The sequence below is a fragment of the Piscinibacter sp. HJYY11 genome, from assembly GCF_016735515.1.
Lineage (GTDB): Bacteria > Pseudomonadota > Gammaproteobacteria > Burkholderiales > Burkholderiaceae_C > Rhizobacter.
The window spans coordinates 1,282,672-1,297,153 of record NZ_JAERQZ010000001.1; the positions used below are offsets into that span (position 1 = coordinate 1,282,672).

Below are 14,482 nucleotides of genomic sequence, written 5' to 3' on the forward strand. Positions count from 1 at the left end.
AACAGGCTGAGCCGGCCCCACCATGACAGCGCAGTGCGCCTCCGGCACGCAGTTTGCCAATTGCCATCCTGTGCGTCGCCGGGGTTCACGATGGAAGGCTCTCGATGAGCAGCGCTCCCGAAGCAGCAGCCTCCGCATCCGTGCCGGCGGCGCGCGAGCCCGCGCCGGTCCATCGCTGGCTCGCGGCCCTGGTGGCGGCACTTGCCGTCGTCGCGCTCGTGGGCTGGGTCACCGGGCTGCCTCGGCTGACCACCTTCGTCCAGGGACGGCCCACACTTGCGCCCATGACGGCCATCGTCCTCCTGCTGGCGGCCAGGGCCATGGCCGCACTGCCGGAGGACAAGGCGATCGCCCTGCGCTACGGGCTCGCCCAGGCGGCCTGCGGTCTCTTCATCATGGTGGCGCACCAGTTCGCCCTGCCGGCCACCGACACCTTGGTGCCCTCGTTCTGGTGGTCGTCGCGCCTGAGCGGCCTGGCGTTTGCGATGTCGGGCCTGGCGACGGTGCTGCTCGCGCTGCGGCGGTTTGCCGCGGGGCAGATCGTGGCACTGGGGGTGTTGCTGCTGGCCTCGCTGCTCGGGCTCGGGCACGTCTTTCCCGATGCGGACCTGTATACGCTGATGCCCGGCACCGGGGTCGCGATCCCGAGCGTGCTGGCGTTCGTGGTGCTGTCCATCGGCCAGCTGCGGGCCTGCCACACCCGGGGCATCGCGGGCGCGCTGACGCGGCACAGTGCGGCCGGTCGAGCGGGGCTGCGGCTGCTGTCCGTCGGATTGTTCTCGGTGCTCGGGCTGACGGTCGCGGTGGTCATCGCGCGGCGGCATGGCCTCTTCGACGCCGATACCGCGGTCTTGCTGGTCGCCTGGGGCGCCATCGCCCTTCTGGGCAGCGCGCTGTGGGGACTGGCGGTCGCCGTGGCGCGCGTCGAGGCGGCGCGACAGGTCGCCGAAGAGGAGCGCGACCGTGTGCAGCGCATGGTCGCGGCGGCCGTGGCGCACGACTTGCGCAATCCGCTGTCGACGGCGGTGGCCACCGCATCGCTGCTGCAGCGCCAGGTGGCCGAGCTGCAAGCCACCGCCGCGCTGCAACGCCTGCAGAGAAGCCACCGGCGCCTCGACCGACTGCTGCGCTCGCTGCTGGACAGCATGACCGTGAGCGCCGGCAAGCCATTGGCCCTGAAGATGGGCCCCTGCGCACTGCATGAGCTGGTGGCCGAGGTGGTGGCTGAGAACGAGGCGGCCCTGGCCGGGCGCCTGAGCTGCGAAGGCGAAGCCCACGGCTGGTGGGACCGCGACGCGATGCTTCGTGTCATCGAGAACCTGGTGCTCAACGCCGTGAAGTACGGCGACCGCGACAGCCCCATCGTGTGCCGCATCACCCCCATGGACTCGACCGACGTGCTCCTGGAGATCGGCAACCAGGGCGCAGCGATTCCGCACGCGGAGTGGGAGACGATCTTCCATCCCTTCACCGGGGGCCAGGAAACGGCGCGCCGCCAGCCCGGCGGCTGGGGCGTCGGGCTCGCGTATGCCAAGGCGGTGGCCGTCGGTCACGGCGGCAGCATCGGCGTCACCAAGTCCGACGCCACCGGCACGACCTTCAGCTTGTGGCTTCCGCTGGACGCGAGGCCTCACGCGCTGCTGTTGGAACCTGGCCATACCGGCCTTCGATGAAGGCCTTCATGCAGGCGAGGTCGCGGCCGAGGTCCTGCCGGGGGTTGCGGCCGAAGAGGCTCGCGACCAGATGCCCGAGCAGGTTGCCGGGCGGTCGATAGCTCATCGACACCGTGGCGCGGGTGCCGAGCGCAATGGGCTCGAGCTCGACGCGTCCGCTGTGCTGCACCGCGCTGCCCGGCTCGCTGCGCCAGGCCAGCAGCCGGCCGGGCTCGCGGACGGTGATGACGGAGTTCCATTCGATCGGCACGTCGGCCGGGCCCTTGACCTTCCAGTGCGAGCGGTTGGGGCCGGTGCGGTGCACATCGTCGACGAGCGACATGAAGCGCGGGAAGTTCTCGTACTCGCACCACACGTCGTACACCTGCTTGAGGCTCGCCGCAATCTCGACCGAGCCCGACATGTGGATCGGCGCGCGCCGCCTCGTCGCCAGCACCACGAGCGTGGCCGCCGCCACGCCGGCCGCGATGCCGACACGCACGCCGGTCTGCTTCTGGAAGCGTGGCCTGCGCGCGACCGGGCGGGCGGGGCTCGCGTGCTGTCGAAGGCCGGGCTCACGGGGCGGTGACATCCGGCGCTCGAGCCAGGCCTTGAGGCCGATGCCCAGCAGCATGGTGGTGACCTGCTGCTTCAGGCCGATCTGGGGGCGTGGGGCTGAATTCATGGTCGTGGGGCCTTTCTGGTCGCGCTTGGAGGATTTCGACACGGGCAAGGCGCATGCCCTGTCAGTTCCACCGCCAGGTCCAGATCACGTCGACCGCGCTTTCCTCGCCGCTCTGTGCGCGCACGGTGAATCGGCGTGCGGCGCGGTAGATGAGCTGCCAGGAGCCCGCGGCCGCGTTGAAGCCGCGCTCGTAGGCCACGAACCATCGTTTGGACAGCTGCTTGCCCACCGTGACCACCGTTTCGCGCAGCTCGCCCGAGTCGCCGCGCGCGACCGAGAGCTCGTCGATGCCCAGCTTCTTGAGCGTGCCGCCCGAGGGGTTGCCGCCCTCGCCGGCCAGCAGCGCGAGCGCGGCGCGTTGCAGCAGCGCCGTCTCGGCGCGGCCCATGCCCTCGGGCTCGCGGCCCATCACGATCCACGAGATCTTGTCCATCTCGCTCATCTCGGGCTCGCTGTAGAGGCGGATGCGCGGATCGGCGGCGCTGCCTTGCACCGCCACGCCCACGCGCACGTCGATGTCGGGGCGCACCGCGAGGATGTCGAGCCGCGGCGTGGCGAGGTCGCCGCTGAAGGTGATGACCCCGCGCTCGATGGCGAGGTTCTGGCCGTAGGCGGTGTAGGTGCCTTCGTCGGTGCGCAGCGTGCCGTTCACTGCCAGCACGCCCTCGGGCGTGGTGATGCGCAGGCGGCCCTTGAGCAAGGTGTCGATGCCGCGGCCGCGCAGGCGCAGGTCCTGGCCCAGGTCGACGGCGAGCTGCACGTTGGCGCGCGCGAGGGCCCCCGGCGAGGCATCGTCTTTCGCGACGGCGGGGCCGGTGGCATTGACCTGCACCACGGTCACGTCTTCGTCGAGCGAGGGTGCATCGGCCTGCGAGATGTCGATGCGGCCCTGGTCGACGGTGAAGCGGCCATCGAGGTCGAGCGCCTGTTCGCGAAAGCGCAGGTTGGCGTCGCCGCTCACCACCACGCGCCGGTCGACACGGCCCAGCGCGAGCAGCCGCTCGGCCTTGAGCTGCAGCTGCGCCTGCGGTGAGGCGCCGAACTGCGCACCGCCCTCCACGCGCACGGTGCCGTCGCCACCGCGGAAGACGAGCCGCTCGAGCGTGGCGCGTTCGCCGTCGAGCGCGAGGGCAAGCTCGCCTTCGGTGAGTTGCACGCCTTGCAGCAGGTTGGCGACCTGCAGGCCGCTGCCGGTCACCCGCCCGCGGTACTCGGGCGCGCCGACCCGGCCACTCAGGCTCGCGTCGGCCTGCAGCCGGCCGCCGATGCGCCAGCCCGCGGGCAGCCAGGCGCTCCACGCGCCGAGGTCGACCACGCGCAGGTTGAGGCCGCCTTCCATCGCCGCATCGGCGCCGGGCAGCACGGCGTCGGGTGCGGTGCGCAGCGTCTGCGTGCCGCTCAGCTCGCCGAGCCCGCCACCACGCACCGACTCGCGCAACGTCCACACGCCGTTGCGGGCGACGGCGGCCACGCGAAGCTCGCTCAAGCCGAGCGCGCGTGGGCCAGCGGCATCGCTCAGGCGCAGGTCACCGCCCTGCCGCTCGAGCACCACGTCGGCGCTGAAGCCTTGGGCACTGGTGGCCTTGAGGCGGCCGCCCACACGCAGGTCACCACCCCAGCCCATGTGCGGCTGCAGCCGCGCGAGCCAGGGAGCGATGGCGAGCGGCTCGAGCTGCGCATCGACCTCCAGCTTCGGCGGCGCACCGGCGGTGGCGGGTGCCTCGTAGCTCGCCTGCTGCCAGCGCAGCGTGGCGCCCAGAAGCTCGACCGCGTTGGGTGACAGCGTCGCCTGCGCCAGGCCACCGGCCGGCGCGAAGCGCAACGCGGCCTGCACGCCCTTCGCCTGCACCCACGGCGTGGCGCCTTCATGGGGCGGGGCCGCGCGCAGCTCGGCGATCTCGGCGCGCCACTCGCCGCCGCCTGCATTCGCGGGCTGCCAGCGGCCCGCACCTCGCATCGACAGCATGCCGCCGCGCGGCGGGGCCTGGCCTTGCGACAGGGCGGCATCGGTCCACGCCGGCGGGCGCAGCGGGCTCGTCGCCAGCAGCGACATGCGGTGCGATCGCATGCTGCCGTCGACCTCGGCCTGCACACGGTCAAGCCGCTGCTCGCCACGGGCCAGGGCCGCGGCCTGCAGCGACAGCTGCAGCGGTGCATCGGGGTTGGAGGGTGCGGCGGTCCAGCGCGCGTCTGCCGAGCCGAGCCGCCAGCTGCCGCCGTCGATCTGCGCCGCGGCCACGCGGCCTTCCGTGCGCAGCGCGGGCCACGCGCCGGTGGCGCTGGCATCGGCGCGCAGCGAGCCGCTGCGGGGTGCCCACGCCGCGGCACCAGGAATCAGCTCGAAGAGAGGCGTCAGCGCGGCGAGTGCCGGTGCATCGATGTCGACCTGGCCGCGGTCGGCGCGCGGGTCGGCGGCCAGGGCGACGTCGGCTTTCGCTCGCGCGCCCGCGGCCTGAAGGTCGGCGTTGAGACGCGCGTTGCGATCGGCCGATTTCAGCGCCAGGTCGGCCTGCAAGGGGACGCCGGCCAGCCGGCTGTCGCGCAGCTTGACGGTGGCATCGGCCTGCATGGCGAGCAGTCGGTCGCGCAGTGCTGGTGGTGACGAGGCCGCACCCGCCGGTGCGGAGGCGGCGCTCGGTGCCGCGGCCGCCGGCATGCTGAACGATGCGACCCAATCGCCGTTGAGCACATGCGGCCCACGGCGCCAGCCCCTGGCGTCGGCGGGGCCGGCCCACCAGTCCGTGGGGTCGAAGCGCGTGAGGCGGCCGGTGCTGCGGCCTTGCCAGCTGCCCTGCGCCTCGCGCTTCACGTCGGCATCGAGCTTCGCCTGCGCGCCGCCTGCGGCCAGCGTGGCGCGCAGCTCACGCGCGTGCAGGCTGCCATCGGCCGGTAGCGCGAGGCCGCCATCCAGCGCCAGTTGCACCGGCTGCTGCGAGCCCTGGCGCCGCAATGCGCCGCGCAGGTCGGTGTGCAGCGTGGCGGTGATGCCGTTGGCCGGCGTGGCGGGCTTGTCGCCGACCGGGGATGGCACCCCCTCGAGCTTGAGCTGCAGCGGCCCGGTCAGGGTGGCCGGCGCCATGGCCTCGTGCAGCTGCGCCAGCTGGACGTCGGCGAAGGCCAGGTCGAGCGCGAGCGTGGTGTCCTGCCAGCGGCCGCTGCCCTGCACACGGCCCGCGGGCCGGCTGCCGTGCAGTTGGAGGTCGAGCGTCTTGAAGTCGAGCCGCGACAAGGCCGCCAGGTCACCCTGCACCAGCGCATGCAGTTCTCGCACCGGCAGGCGCAGCGCGCTCCAGGGGCCCGGCAGTGCGTTGCTCAGGTCCAGGCGCACGGCCAGGGGCTGGCCGCGGCCGTCGCCCTGCACCACCGCGTTGCCGGTGAGGCGCGTGCCCGGCAGGCCGGCGGCCAGCGTGGACAGGTCGAGGTCGCGCGTGCTCGCCTGCAGCGCGGCGATGGGCCAGGCCTCGAACGGTGCAAGCGTGGCCTCGGCCTGCGCTTGCGCGCTGGCACCGGCAGACAGGTTCGCGCGCAGCTGCGGGCGCGGCAAGCTGCCCGCGAGGTCCACACGTGCCTGCAGCGCCTGCGATGCGCCGGGCAGGCTGGCCACCGTCACGTTGCCGCGCAGGGCCATGTCGCCGGTGGTTCGCAGCGTGAGCTGCGCATCGGCCTGACGCTGCTGCATGCGGGCCGACAGGCGCTGCACGCGGTGCACCGCGCCGGCCTCGTCGCCCAGGTGCAGATCGGCGGCGAGCGCTTCGATGGGCGGCAGGGTGTTGACCTGCACGGTCGCCACCTGCAGGCCGCGCACCGCGAACTCGAGCGGCAGGCGCACATGGTCGGGGGCGCCCTGCTTCTGTGCCGTGGGCTCGGGGCCGGGCCGTGTCTGCACCGTCACGCGTTGCGCGCGCGGCTCGACGAGCGTGATGCCCAGCCACGCCCCGCTGTACGGCCGCCAGCGCCACTGCAGGTCGCGCCAGCTGAGCTGCTCCACGTCGACTGTCAGCGTGGGCGACTGCCACTGCAGCCGCTGCGCGGAGAAGCTGCCGCCATCGGGCCGGCCGCGCATGCCGGTGATCTGCAGGCCCGGCACCTGGCGCAGCGCCCAGTCGAGGCCGCTGTCGGTGCGCAGCCAGGCGACACCGGCCGCGGCAGCGAGCACGAGGACCAGCACCACGACGCCGAGCGTCGCGAGCGCGATCACGGCCCAGCGACGACCGGAGCGGCGAACGGGTGCAGGGGCAGGTGCCGTGTCGGCCATCGACTCGCCTCAGAAGGTCACGCCCACGTTGAGGTGCAGGCGGAACTTGCGCACCTCTTCGCCATAGGCGACGTCGAGGCTCACCGGCCCGATGGGGCTGCGGTAGCGCAGGCCCACGCCGGCGCCCACCGCGGGCTTGAGGCCACCGAAGCTGTTGGCCGCGCGGCCGGCGTCTACGAAGACCGCGCCCCACAGCTCCGGGATGCGCGCGAGCAGCGGGCGCGCCGCCTCGACGCTGGTCGTGAAGATGACGCGCCCGCCGGTGTCGACGCCGTTGACCTGCGGCGTGAGCGAGCGGTAGGCGTAGCCGCGCACCGAGTCGTCGCCGCCCGCGCGAAAGCGCAGCGATTCGGGCACGGTCACGTTGTCGCGCGTGAAGACCTGGCCGAGCTCGACGCGCGACTGCCCATACCAGCGTGCGCTGATCGGCCAGTAGCCGCGGTAACGGCCGTACAGCCGCGTGAACGGCCCGCGCGCGCCCGGCTCCGACTCGGCCATGCCCGCGCCCACCTGCCCCACCCACACGTTGCCGCGCGTGGGCAGCACCGGGTCGTCGACGTCGCGCCAGATGCCGTGGTAGTGCAGGCCCAGCGCGTTCGACTGCTCGCGGCCGAGCGCACTGCGGCGCAGCGAGCGCTCGAACTCCAGGAACACCAGCCGGTCGATCGGCCGTGTGTCCTGCGCGCGGCCCACCCGCAGGCGACCGGAGACGACCGTGTCGGTGTCGGACTCGATGCGCTCGGCCGCACCGCCGACGAGGTTGCGCCAGAGGCCCGGCAGGACGTGCGTGCTGAGCTCGCCTTCCCACTGGCGGCGCAGCTGCGACACCTCGATCTTGTTGCGCGCGACGGCGGCCCAGCCGAAGGGCCGGCGATGGAAGTGCTCGACGGTCGTGCGGACGCCGACATCGGCGCTCACGCCCACGCCGAAGGTCGCCTCCTGCAGCTTGCGCTCGCGCAGGCGCACGTTGACGTCGGCGGCCGACGGGTTCTCGGCATTGGGCCGCACGACCACCGTCGCGCGGTCGAAGAGGTTGGTGTTCTGCAGGCGCTCCTGGAAGTCGAGCAGCAGCGACTCGGTGGCGATCGTGCCGGGGTCGAAGTTGGCGATGTTGCGCACGGTCTCCTCGTCGTGCGCCTTGAGGCCGCGGATGCGCAGCGCGCCCGTGCGGTACAGCGGACCGCTGTCGACGCTCATCGCCAGGTCGGCCGCCTGCTGGTCGGCGTCGACGCGCGCCGAGGTGTCTTGCCACTCGGCGTCGAGGTAGGCCTGGGCGCGCAGCTGCGCCAGCGCGTCGCGCTTGCCGCCGCTCCACAGCGGGTTGCGAAACGGCGAGCCGGGCGGCAGCGGCCAGTTGTGCCGCAGCGCCTTCTGCGCTTCGCGCGCATGCGGCTCGTCGCGCGCGGTCGACTCGGCCAGCGGCCCGCGCACCTGGATGCTCACGTCGCGCACCTGCACACGAGGCCCGGGCTCCACGCGCACGCGCACCACCGGCGGATCGCCTGCCTCGCGCACCACGTCGACCTTGGGGTTGAAGTAACCCTCGGTCTTCAGGAGCTCGCGCGCCTGGGCGGGCGTCGACGCGACCAGGCGCGAGAGCTCGGTCTCGTCGAGCGTCGTGCCGGCTGCGATGACATTCAGCCGTGCCAGGTCGAGGTGCGTCTCGAGCAGGGTCTCGAGCTCACGCGGCGCGTCGACCTCCAGGCGAACGGGTGCAGGAGGCGCCTTCTTTTCGGCATCGCCGTCGCGGGTGGCACAAGCCCCCGCGAGCAGACAGGCGCACACGGCCAGCGTGAAGACGACGATGAAACGAGAGCGGGGGAGAGTCATCCAGGCGGTCACGGCAATGCCACCTGCCGTGAGGTGGCGTGTCGCCACGGGGCAAAGCGCGTGCCTTGACAAGAGCGGGCGTGGAGATCGCGGGCCGGGCCTGCAGCGCGCGGCCTTCGCCCGGCGTGTGGGTCGATGGCCCGGCGTGGCGCCTCGTGCAGGAGGGTGTAAGGCTTGCCGGTGTCAGGAGACCCGCCCGCTCATTCAGGGAGCGGTCAGCGCCAGCAGCACGTCGGCGTACCAGGCGCAGTTCAGGCCGAGCGACTCGTCCTGCGCTGCATCCCGTGTGGACATGTCCATGCGGCTCGAATGCACGCCGAGCAGGTGCCAGCGCGGGCGGCCCAAGGCACGCGGCTCGACGCGCGCGAGCACCGGCGAGCCGCTGCAACCGCGGTGCATGCGCGCGTCGGTCAGGAAGTAGCCCTGGCCCTGGAAGCGAACACCGTAGCTCGAAGCGATGCCCGCCTGCCTCACCACCGGCAGGTGATGCACCGTGTCGAAGAAGCCGAGCGGAAAACCCGGGATGACCAGTCGGTCTCCGACGGCAAACAGGTCGAAGCCGCCCTCCATGTGCTTCGGCCCGAAGGCCTGCACGACACTGCCCGCCGGCATCGCGGCACGGTCGAGCTCGAGCACGGCCACGTCGACCTCTCCGCCCGAGTCTTTCGCCTGGCGCCAGACACTCAGCCCGTCGCGGTGCAGCAGGATCGACAGCGTGGCCAACTGCGTGAGGTCACGTGCATCGGTGTGGAACTCGATTTCGATCCGGTCGGGCGCGTGCTCGGTCGGTGCATCGAACAGCACGTGGCGGCTGGTGACCAGGAAGAGGCGGTCATCGCGCTCGAACAGAAAGCCGCTCGCCGAAGTGAGCCCGACGGCGCCTGAAAAGGTCAGCACACGCGTGACGCCGAAGAGCGCCTCGTCTCGCTCGTGCTCTGCGGGGCCGGGAGTGGAACGATCGGGCGAGAACGCCGGCCCGGGGTCCGTGGTGCGCCCACGCTCCCAGGCGTCGCGGCGACCGGACCAGACACGTTCGCTCTCGCCGGTGCTCGAAGGTTGGTTGATCGATTCCAGCATCGGGTTCGTGTCGGGCGACTCACCGCGAGCGGCCGCCTTGGCGCCCTGTCGCTGAAGCTCGGCATGCTCGGCCGAGACGCCCGGCAAGAACTCATCCGCCGATGGAGGCGGCGCCTTGCGCGTGGGAGGGGGATTGGGTCCGGAAGGCACGGGACAACTCCGTTGATGGACTTGTCCCGTCAGGGGCGACGCTTCCGCCGGTGGCGCTTCAAGTGGTTCGCTGTGGGGCGCGTTGCGTGGAGCACCCCATCGCTTTGCAATGTACGCGCAAAGGCCTGGGGCGCATAGCGTGCCTCATGCGCAACCAGGGTCGAAGGCGAAGCCACTTGCCAAAGGCGCGAGGGGCTTCGTTGGCGGTGTGCTACTGCCTGGGCGGGGTCACCAGGCTTTCCGTTTCACTCACGGTGCCGGTGGCCCGTGGTGAAGCGTCGGCCGACGGCGGAGCCTCGTCGCCCCCTCCGCCACAGGCTGACAGCAGGACAGCAAGCACGAGCACGAAGCCCAGTTCGCGAATGGGTTTCATGGGGACTCCTTGGACTAGAACAGCACCACGCCCTGGTCTGCGATGACCACCGCGTAGTTGCCCACCGGAACGTTGTTGACCGTCACATCATTGGCCGCTGCGCTGTTGCCCGTGATGGTGGAAGCCGGAGTCGTGAGCGAGTACACCCGCCCATCGAGCAGATCGGCCACGCGCGGGGGCAGCGTGTTGACCTGGGCGTAACGGGCAAAGTGGAAGTTGGTGCAGGTGATGGTGATGGTGCTGATCGCATCGGTGTTCACCGGCAGGTTGTTCGCCTTGTGCCACACCACGAGCATGTTGCGCACCACGTTTTGCCCGGGTCGGTGCGGGTGTAGGCGTGGACCTGATAGCCCCACGGGGCGGTGCAGCCGTGGTTGGTGATCCGCTGCAGGCGGCTGTCGAAGATCGCGGTGACGTTCTGGAACGCCTTGTAGCTCGGCTTCATGCCCTTCACGGTCTGGTCGCCGTTGAGGAACGGGGTGTCGACGTTCTGGTTGAAGGTGCCGGTGCGGAGCAAGCCCTTCGGGTTCTTCGTGGAGTCGTAGTGCAGGTCGGTTATCGTGAAGATGTTGGTCAGCATGCCGCGCGCAAAGTCGCCCAGCATGCGGCGCAGCACGAACTTCGCCTGGTTCGGCTCGGTCCAGTTTGACGGGTCGGTGCAGAGCGCGTAGTAGAGGCACGGCCCCGAAGGCGCACCGCTTTCCCCCTGGCGCAGCTTGAACCCGTGGCTCTGCACCATGTCGCGCAGCGCATTGAACTTGGATTCCTCGCTCGCGTACGAGTCATAGTCCACGTGCGTCTGATACGAGTGGAAGCTGACGTACACGTCCTGGGGCGGCACGACCGCGCGCGCGGCAAAACCGGCGACGGCCTGCTGCGCGTACTGGAAACTGCTCGAGCTCGGGCCGCCCAGAGCGCCGGCCGTGAACGACCCGATCGTGATCTTGGCGGCCGGCTGGACTTGCTTGACCGCCTGCGCCGTCTTGGCGATGAAGTCGATGTAGGCGTTGATCTCCACATGACCATCGGGCTCGTTCCACAACTCCCAATCCGTCACCTTCACGGTGGGCGAGTTGTAGCGAGCGACCGTGGCCTTGACGAACTTCAACCAGCGCTCCATGCCCACGCCAGTCGGGATCTGTCCACCGAGCACCGGGGTGCCGCAGTCCGTGCACCCAGGCCGGTTGTTGCCGTAGCCGAGGAACACCCACGGCTGCACGCCGCGCGCGATCGCACCGTCGACGATGGCGTCGAGCGTGCTGAAGTTGTAGGTCGGCGTTTCGGTGATGACGCTCTCAATGGCGTTCCAGCCCGACTGCACGCGCACACGTGTGGCACCGAGCGGCCCCAGGTAGTCCTTCCAGTTGTCGAAGTTGGAGAAGCCCCGATCGGTCGTCTCGCCGCCAATGCCGAATGGTGAGGTCAGGCCTGCGGCCTTGAGCTCGTTCGACGAGCGGGGCTTGATGTTTCCAATGTGGCTCAGCGCAGGGCTGGTGAGCTGCGCATGTGCGCCCCATGCTGAAAGCGTCACGGCTGCCGCGGCAATCCATTTGTAGCCAGATCTCATTCATGTCTCCTTGTAGGGTGGTTCGCTCGCCGTCTCGATGTGGACGGCTTGGCTCATCAAATCTAATGGATTTTATAAAATCCATTATTAGGACAAGCGCGGATGGACGCGCTGCGCCTGCAGGCGCGGCGTCTAGTCCAGTAGCACGCCGGCGTGGTTGATCACCGCGATGCTCACCCACGACGAACCCTCGTTGCGCGGGTTGCGGAAGTCGAGCCTGAAGTCACCGAAGGGCGCCATGCTCGTGTTTTGCAGCGCGCGCAGCATCTTCTGAGGCGAGGTGCCCGCCGTCTGTGCGACCCGCAGCGCGACCTGCGCCGCGATGCACCCTTCCAGGTGGAAGCTCGTGGGCTCCTGCTTCGTGCCATGGGCCTTCCAGATCTGGCGAAACTGGCGCCCGACGACGGACCGCTCCGAGGCGGACGGCACCGAGCGCAGGTACCCCACCCCTCGCGCGGCCTTGACGCCCACGGCGTCCACCAGTGCCGTCATGTTCGCCGCACTGGCGGCGATCAGCATGGCCGGGCTGGCCTTGGCGCGCATGCGCTTCACGAAGTCCGCCATCACCGGGCCCGAGCCGAACATCACGACCGCCTCGGCGTCTGCCAGCTGGTCGGGCGCCGGTCCTGCATCCTTCTGGCTCGTCACATAGCTCACCGCTTTCGGGGCCGACAGCGCAAGCTCGGCCATGGCGGTCTTGACGGCCTCCAGTCCGTCGCGGCCGTAGGCATCGTCGGTGTGGAACACGGCGATGCGCTTGAGGCCGAGCGTGTGCAGGTGCCGCACGGCATGGCGCCCCTCGTGCACGATGCTGGAGCGGATGAAGAAGATCGTCGCGTGCTTGCGCGCACGCACGCTGGTCGCTCCCGTGATCGCGCCCACCACCGGCACGGAGGCCGGCCCCGCCACTTCGGCGATGGCGTTGGTGGTGTCCGCGCCCAGGCTGTTGATGAAGGCCGTGGTGCCCGAGCGGATCGACGCTTCTGCCAGCGCACGGCTGGTGGCGGCGTCGAACTTGTCGTCCTGCAGCACGAGCCTGGCCGGTGAGGCAGCGCCCGCGGGGCTGGCGTTGTGCGCGGCGATGCAGGCCTTGGCACCTTCACTGGCCGGCACGGCCACCGCCTTGCCTCGGCCGCTGAAATCGGCCACCTGGGTGAGGGTCACGCCCTGCCCGTGCGCGGGAAAAGCCGCCAGGCACACCAGCGCTGCCACGCCCCGACGGGCCGTGAGGCGCCCTCCGACGAGCTTCGAGATCCAATCCAGAGCAATCATGCGAACGTCTCCGCTTCGCGTGGGTGGTCATGGCCACCCTTTGTGGAGCTCCCCGAGATGAAGCGGCTAGGCCGCGATGTAGGTCGTCTTGACCTTGGTGAAGAACTCGCGCGCGGCCTGGCCTTGCTCGCGCCCGCCCAGGCTTGACCCCTTCACGCCACCGAAGGGCACGTGGTAGTCGACGCCGGCGGTCGGCGCGTTGACCATCACCATGCCGGCCTGGGCGTGGCGCTGGAAGTGCGCGGCGTGGCGCAGCGAGGTGGTGCAGATGCCGCTCGACAGGCCGAACGGGGTGTCGTTGGCAATGGCCAGGGCCTCGTCGTAGTCCTCGGCCGGAATGACGGACGCCACCGGGCCGAAGATTTCTTCGCGGCAGATGCGCATGCGGTTGTCGCAGTCGACGAACACGGCCGGCGCCAGGAAGTGGCCTTCGGTCGGGCGACGCACGGGCGCGCCGCCACAGGCGAGCGTCGCCCCTTCCGAGCGGCCGATCTCGATGTAGCGCAGGTCCTGCTCCAGTTGCCGCGGGTCGACGACCGGGCCGATCTGCGTGTCGGCGGCCAGGGCGTGGCCGACACGCAACTCGAGCGTGCGCCGCACGAGGAGGTCACAGAAGGCGGCGTAGACGCCGCGCGTGACGATGATGCGAGAGGCGGCGGTGCAGCGCTGGCCCGTCGAGTAGAAGGCGCTTTGCACGGCGCAGTTCACCGCCAGGTCCAGGTCGGCATCGTTCAGCACGACCATCGGGTTCTTGCCACCCATCTCGAGCTGGACCGGCACCATGCGGTGCGCGGCCGCACGTGCCACGTTGCGCCCCGTGGTCGTGGAGCCGGTGAAGCTCAGCGCGCTGACCCGAGAATCGTTCAGCAAGGTCTGGCCGACCCGCGAGCCGGCGCCCATGGTGAGATTGAACGCACCGGCCGGGAGCCCGCTGCGCGAGATGATCTCCGCCAGCGCCCAGGCACACCCGGGCACGAGTTCGGCCGGCTTGAAGACCACCGTGTTGCCGTGCGCGAGGGCCGGCGCGATCTTCCACGCGGGGATGGCCATGGGGAAATTCCACGGCGTGATGATCCCGATGACGCCCACCGGCTCGCGCGTCACCTGCACCTGCAGGCCGGCGCGGACGGAAGGCACGACCTCGCCGTTCGGCTGCAGGGCCTGGTGCGCGTGGTACTTGAAGATGTGGCCGGCGCGGGCCACCTCGCCGACGCCTTCCGCCAAGGTCTTGCCCTCTTCTCGCGAGAGCAACGCACCGAGTTCATCCTTGCGGGCCAGTAGCTCGCTGCCGATGAAGTCGAGCACGTCGAACCGCTTCTGGATCGTCGCGTGGGCCCATTCATGAGAGGCACCCTGCGCCGCCGCGATGGCCGCCTCGGTCGTGGCCACATCGGCATGCGCGTAAACCCCGATCAGGTCGCTCACATCCGATGGATTGCGGTTTTCGTAGGCCTCGCCGTCAACCCAATGGCCTGCGACAAAGTTCTTGTTCATGGGCGCACCCCTCAAAGTTTGGTTGATACATTTTATAAAATCCATGATACTTGAACAACCGGCGCCAAACGAAACCAGGAGCAGCCGTGACAACTTGCATGGGCGACACAAATAACCGCTTCAGCGT

General features: G+C 70.4%; 10 protein-coding genes. 1 reads left to right on the forward strand and 9 read right to left on the reverse strand.

Features of this window, described 5'->3' with window-relative positions:
- The first annotated feature begins 104 nt into the window (after positions 1 to 104).
- The gene (locus tag JI745_RS05810; RefSeq protein WP_201804554.1) at positions 105 to 1,673 is read left to right on the forward strand and encodes a sensor histidine kinase KdpD; all 1,569 of its coding nucleotides are present in this window, start codon (positions 105 to 107) and stop codon (positions 1,671 to 1,673) included.
- Here the strand turns inward: JI745_RS05810 and JI745_RS05815 are convergent.
- The 9 genes from JI745_RS05815 to JI745_RS05855 all read right to left on the reverse strand — a co-directional run bounded on the left by JI745_RS05815 (position 1,600) and on the right by JI745_RS05855 (position 14,355).
- A complete protein-coding gene (locus tag JI745_RS05815) occupies positions 1,600 to 2,337 on the reverse strand; it encodes an SRPBCC family protein (RefSeq protein ID WP_201804555.1) in 738 nt (245 codons plus the stop codon). The two genes, JI745_RS05810 and JI745_RS05815, sit on opposite strands and share 74 nt — an antisense overlap.
- A gap of 61 nt (positions 2,338 to 2,398) precedes the next feature.
- Positions 2,399 to 6,592 carry a translocation/assembly module TamB domain-containing protein gene (locus JI745_RS05820; RefSeq protein ID WP_201804557.1) on the reverse strand — a complete coding sequence of 1,398 codons (4,194 nt, stop codon included), beginning with the start codon at positions 6,590 to 6,592 and terminating at the stop codon, positions 2,399 to 2,401.
- 9 nt (positions 6,593 to 6,601) lie between these two features.
- Complete coding sequence (locus tag JI745_RS05825; RefSeq protein WP_201804564.1) at positions 6,602 to 8,422, reverse strand: autotransporter assembly complex family protein; 1,821 nt, start codon at positions 8,420 to 8,422, stop codon at positions 6,602 to 6,604.
- A gap of 204 nt (positions 8,423 to 8,626) precedes the next feature.
- On the reverse strand, positions 8,627 to 9,586 hold the full coding sequence (locus JI745_RS05830) for a CrpP-related protein (RefSeq protein WP_310738496.1): 960 nt from the start codon (positions 9,584 to 9,586) through the stop codon (positions 8,627 to 8,629).
- Between the two features lie 274 nt (positions 9,587 to 9,860).
- Positions 9,861 to 10,022 (reverse strand): hypothetical protein, encoded by a 162-nt coding sequence (locus JI745_RS05835; protein WP_201804566.1) that lies wholly within the window; start codon positions 10,020 to 10,022, stop codon positions 9,861 to 9,863.
- Positions 10,023 to 10,036: 14 nt separating this feature from the next.
- Positions 10,037 to 10,318 (reverse strand): hypothetical protein, encoded by a 282-nt coding sequence (locus JI745_RS05840; RefSeq protein ID WP_201804568.1) that lies wholly within the window; start codon positions 10,316 to 10,318, stop codon positions 10,037 to 10,039.
- On the reverse strand, positions 10,279 to 11,589 hold the full coding sequence (locus tag JI745_RS05845) for a GH39 family glycosyl hydrolase (RefSeq protein WP_201804570.1): 1,311 nt from the start codon (positions 11,587 to 11,589) through the stop codon (positions 10,279 to 10,281). Before JI745_RS05845 ends, JI745_RS05840 begins: the two co-directional genes overlap by 40 nt.
- 132 nt (positions 11,590 to 11,721) lie before the next feature.
- Positions 11,722 to 12,861 carry an ABC transporter substrate-binding protein gene (locus JI745_RS05850; RefSeq protein ID WP_201804572.1) on the reverse strand — a complete coding sequence of 380 codons (1,140 nt, stop codon included), beginning with the start codon at positions 12,859 to 12,861 and terminating at the stop codon, positions 11,722 to 11,724.
- A gap of 66 nt (positions 12,862 to 12,927) precedes the next feature.
- Positions 12,928 to 14,355, reverse strand: coding sequence for an aldehyde dehydrogenase family protein (locus tag JI745_RS05855; RefSeq protein WP_201804574.1), 1,428 nt, complete (start codon positions 14,353 to 14,355; stop codon positions 12,928 to 12,930).
- Positions 14,356 to 14,482: the final 127 nt, after the last annotated feature.

What these genes read in the sequence shown, in the direction of transcription:
- JI745_RS05820 (WP_201804557.1), bottom strand. Translation starts at nt 6,592, where the DNA reads ATGGCCGACACGGCACCTGCCCCTGCACCCGTTCGCCGCTCCGGTCGT.
- JI745_RS05815 (WP_201804555.1), bottom strand. Translation starts at nt 2,337, where the DNA reads ATGAATTCAGCCCCACGCCCCCAGATCGGCCTGAAGCAGCAGGTCACC.
- JI745_RS05840 (WP_201804568.1), bottom strand. Translation starts at nt 10,318, where the DNA reads ATGCTCGTGGTGTGGCACAAGGCGAACAACCTGCCGGTGAACACCGAT.
- JI745_RS05850 (WP_201804572.1), bottom strand. Translation starts at nt 12,861, where the DNA reads ATGATTGCTCTGGATTGGATCTCGAAGCTCGTCGGAGGGCGCCTCACG.
- JI745_RS05855 (WP_201804574.1), bottom strand. Translation starts at nt 14,355, where the DNA reads ATGAACAAGAACTTTGTCGCAGGCCATTGGGTTGACGGCGAGGCCTAC.
- JI745_RS05810 (WP_201804554.1), top strand. Translation starts at nt 105, where the DNA reads ATGAGCAGCGCTCCCGAAGCAGCAGCCTCCGCATCCGTGCCGGCGGCG.
- JI745_RS05825 (WP_201804564.1), bottom strand. Translation starts at nt 8,422, where the DNA reads ATGACTCTCCCCCGCTCTCGTTTCATCGTCGTCTTCACGCTGGCCGTG.
- JI745_RS05845 (WP_201804570.1), bottom strand. Translation starts at nt 11,589, where the DNA reads ATGAGATCTGGCTACAAATGGATTGCCGCGGCAGCCGTGACGCTTTCA.
- JI745_RS05835 (WP_201804566.1), bottom strand. Translation starts at nt 10,022, where the DNA reads ATGAAACCCATTCGCGAACTGGGCTTCGTGCTCGTGCTTGCTGTCCTG.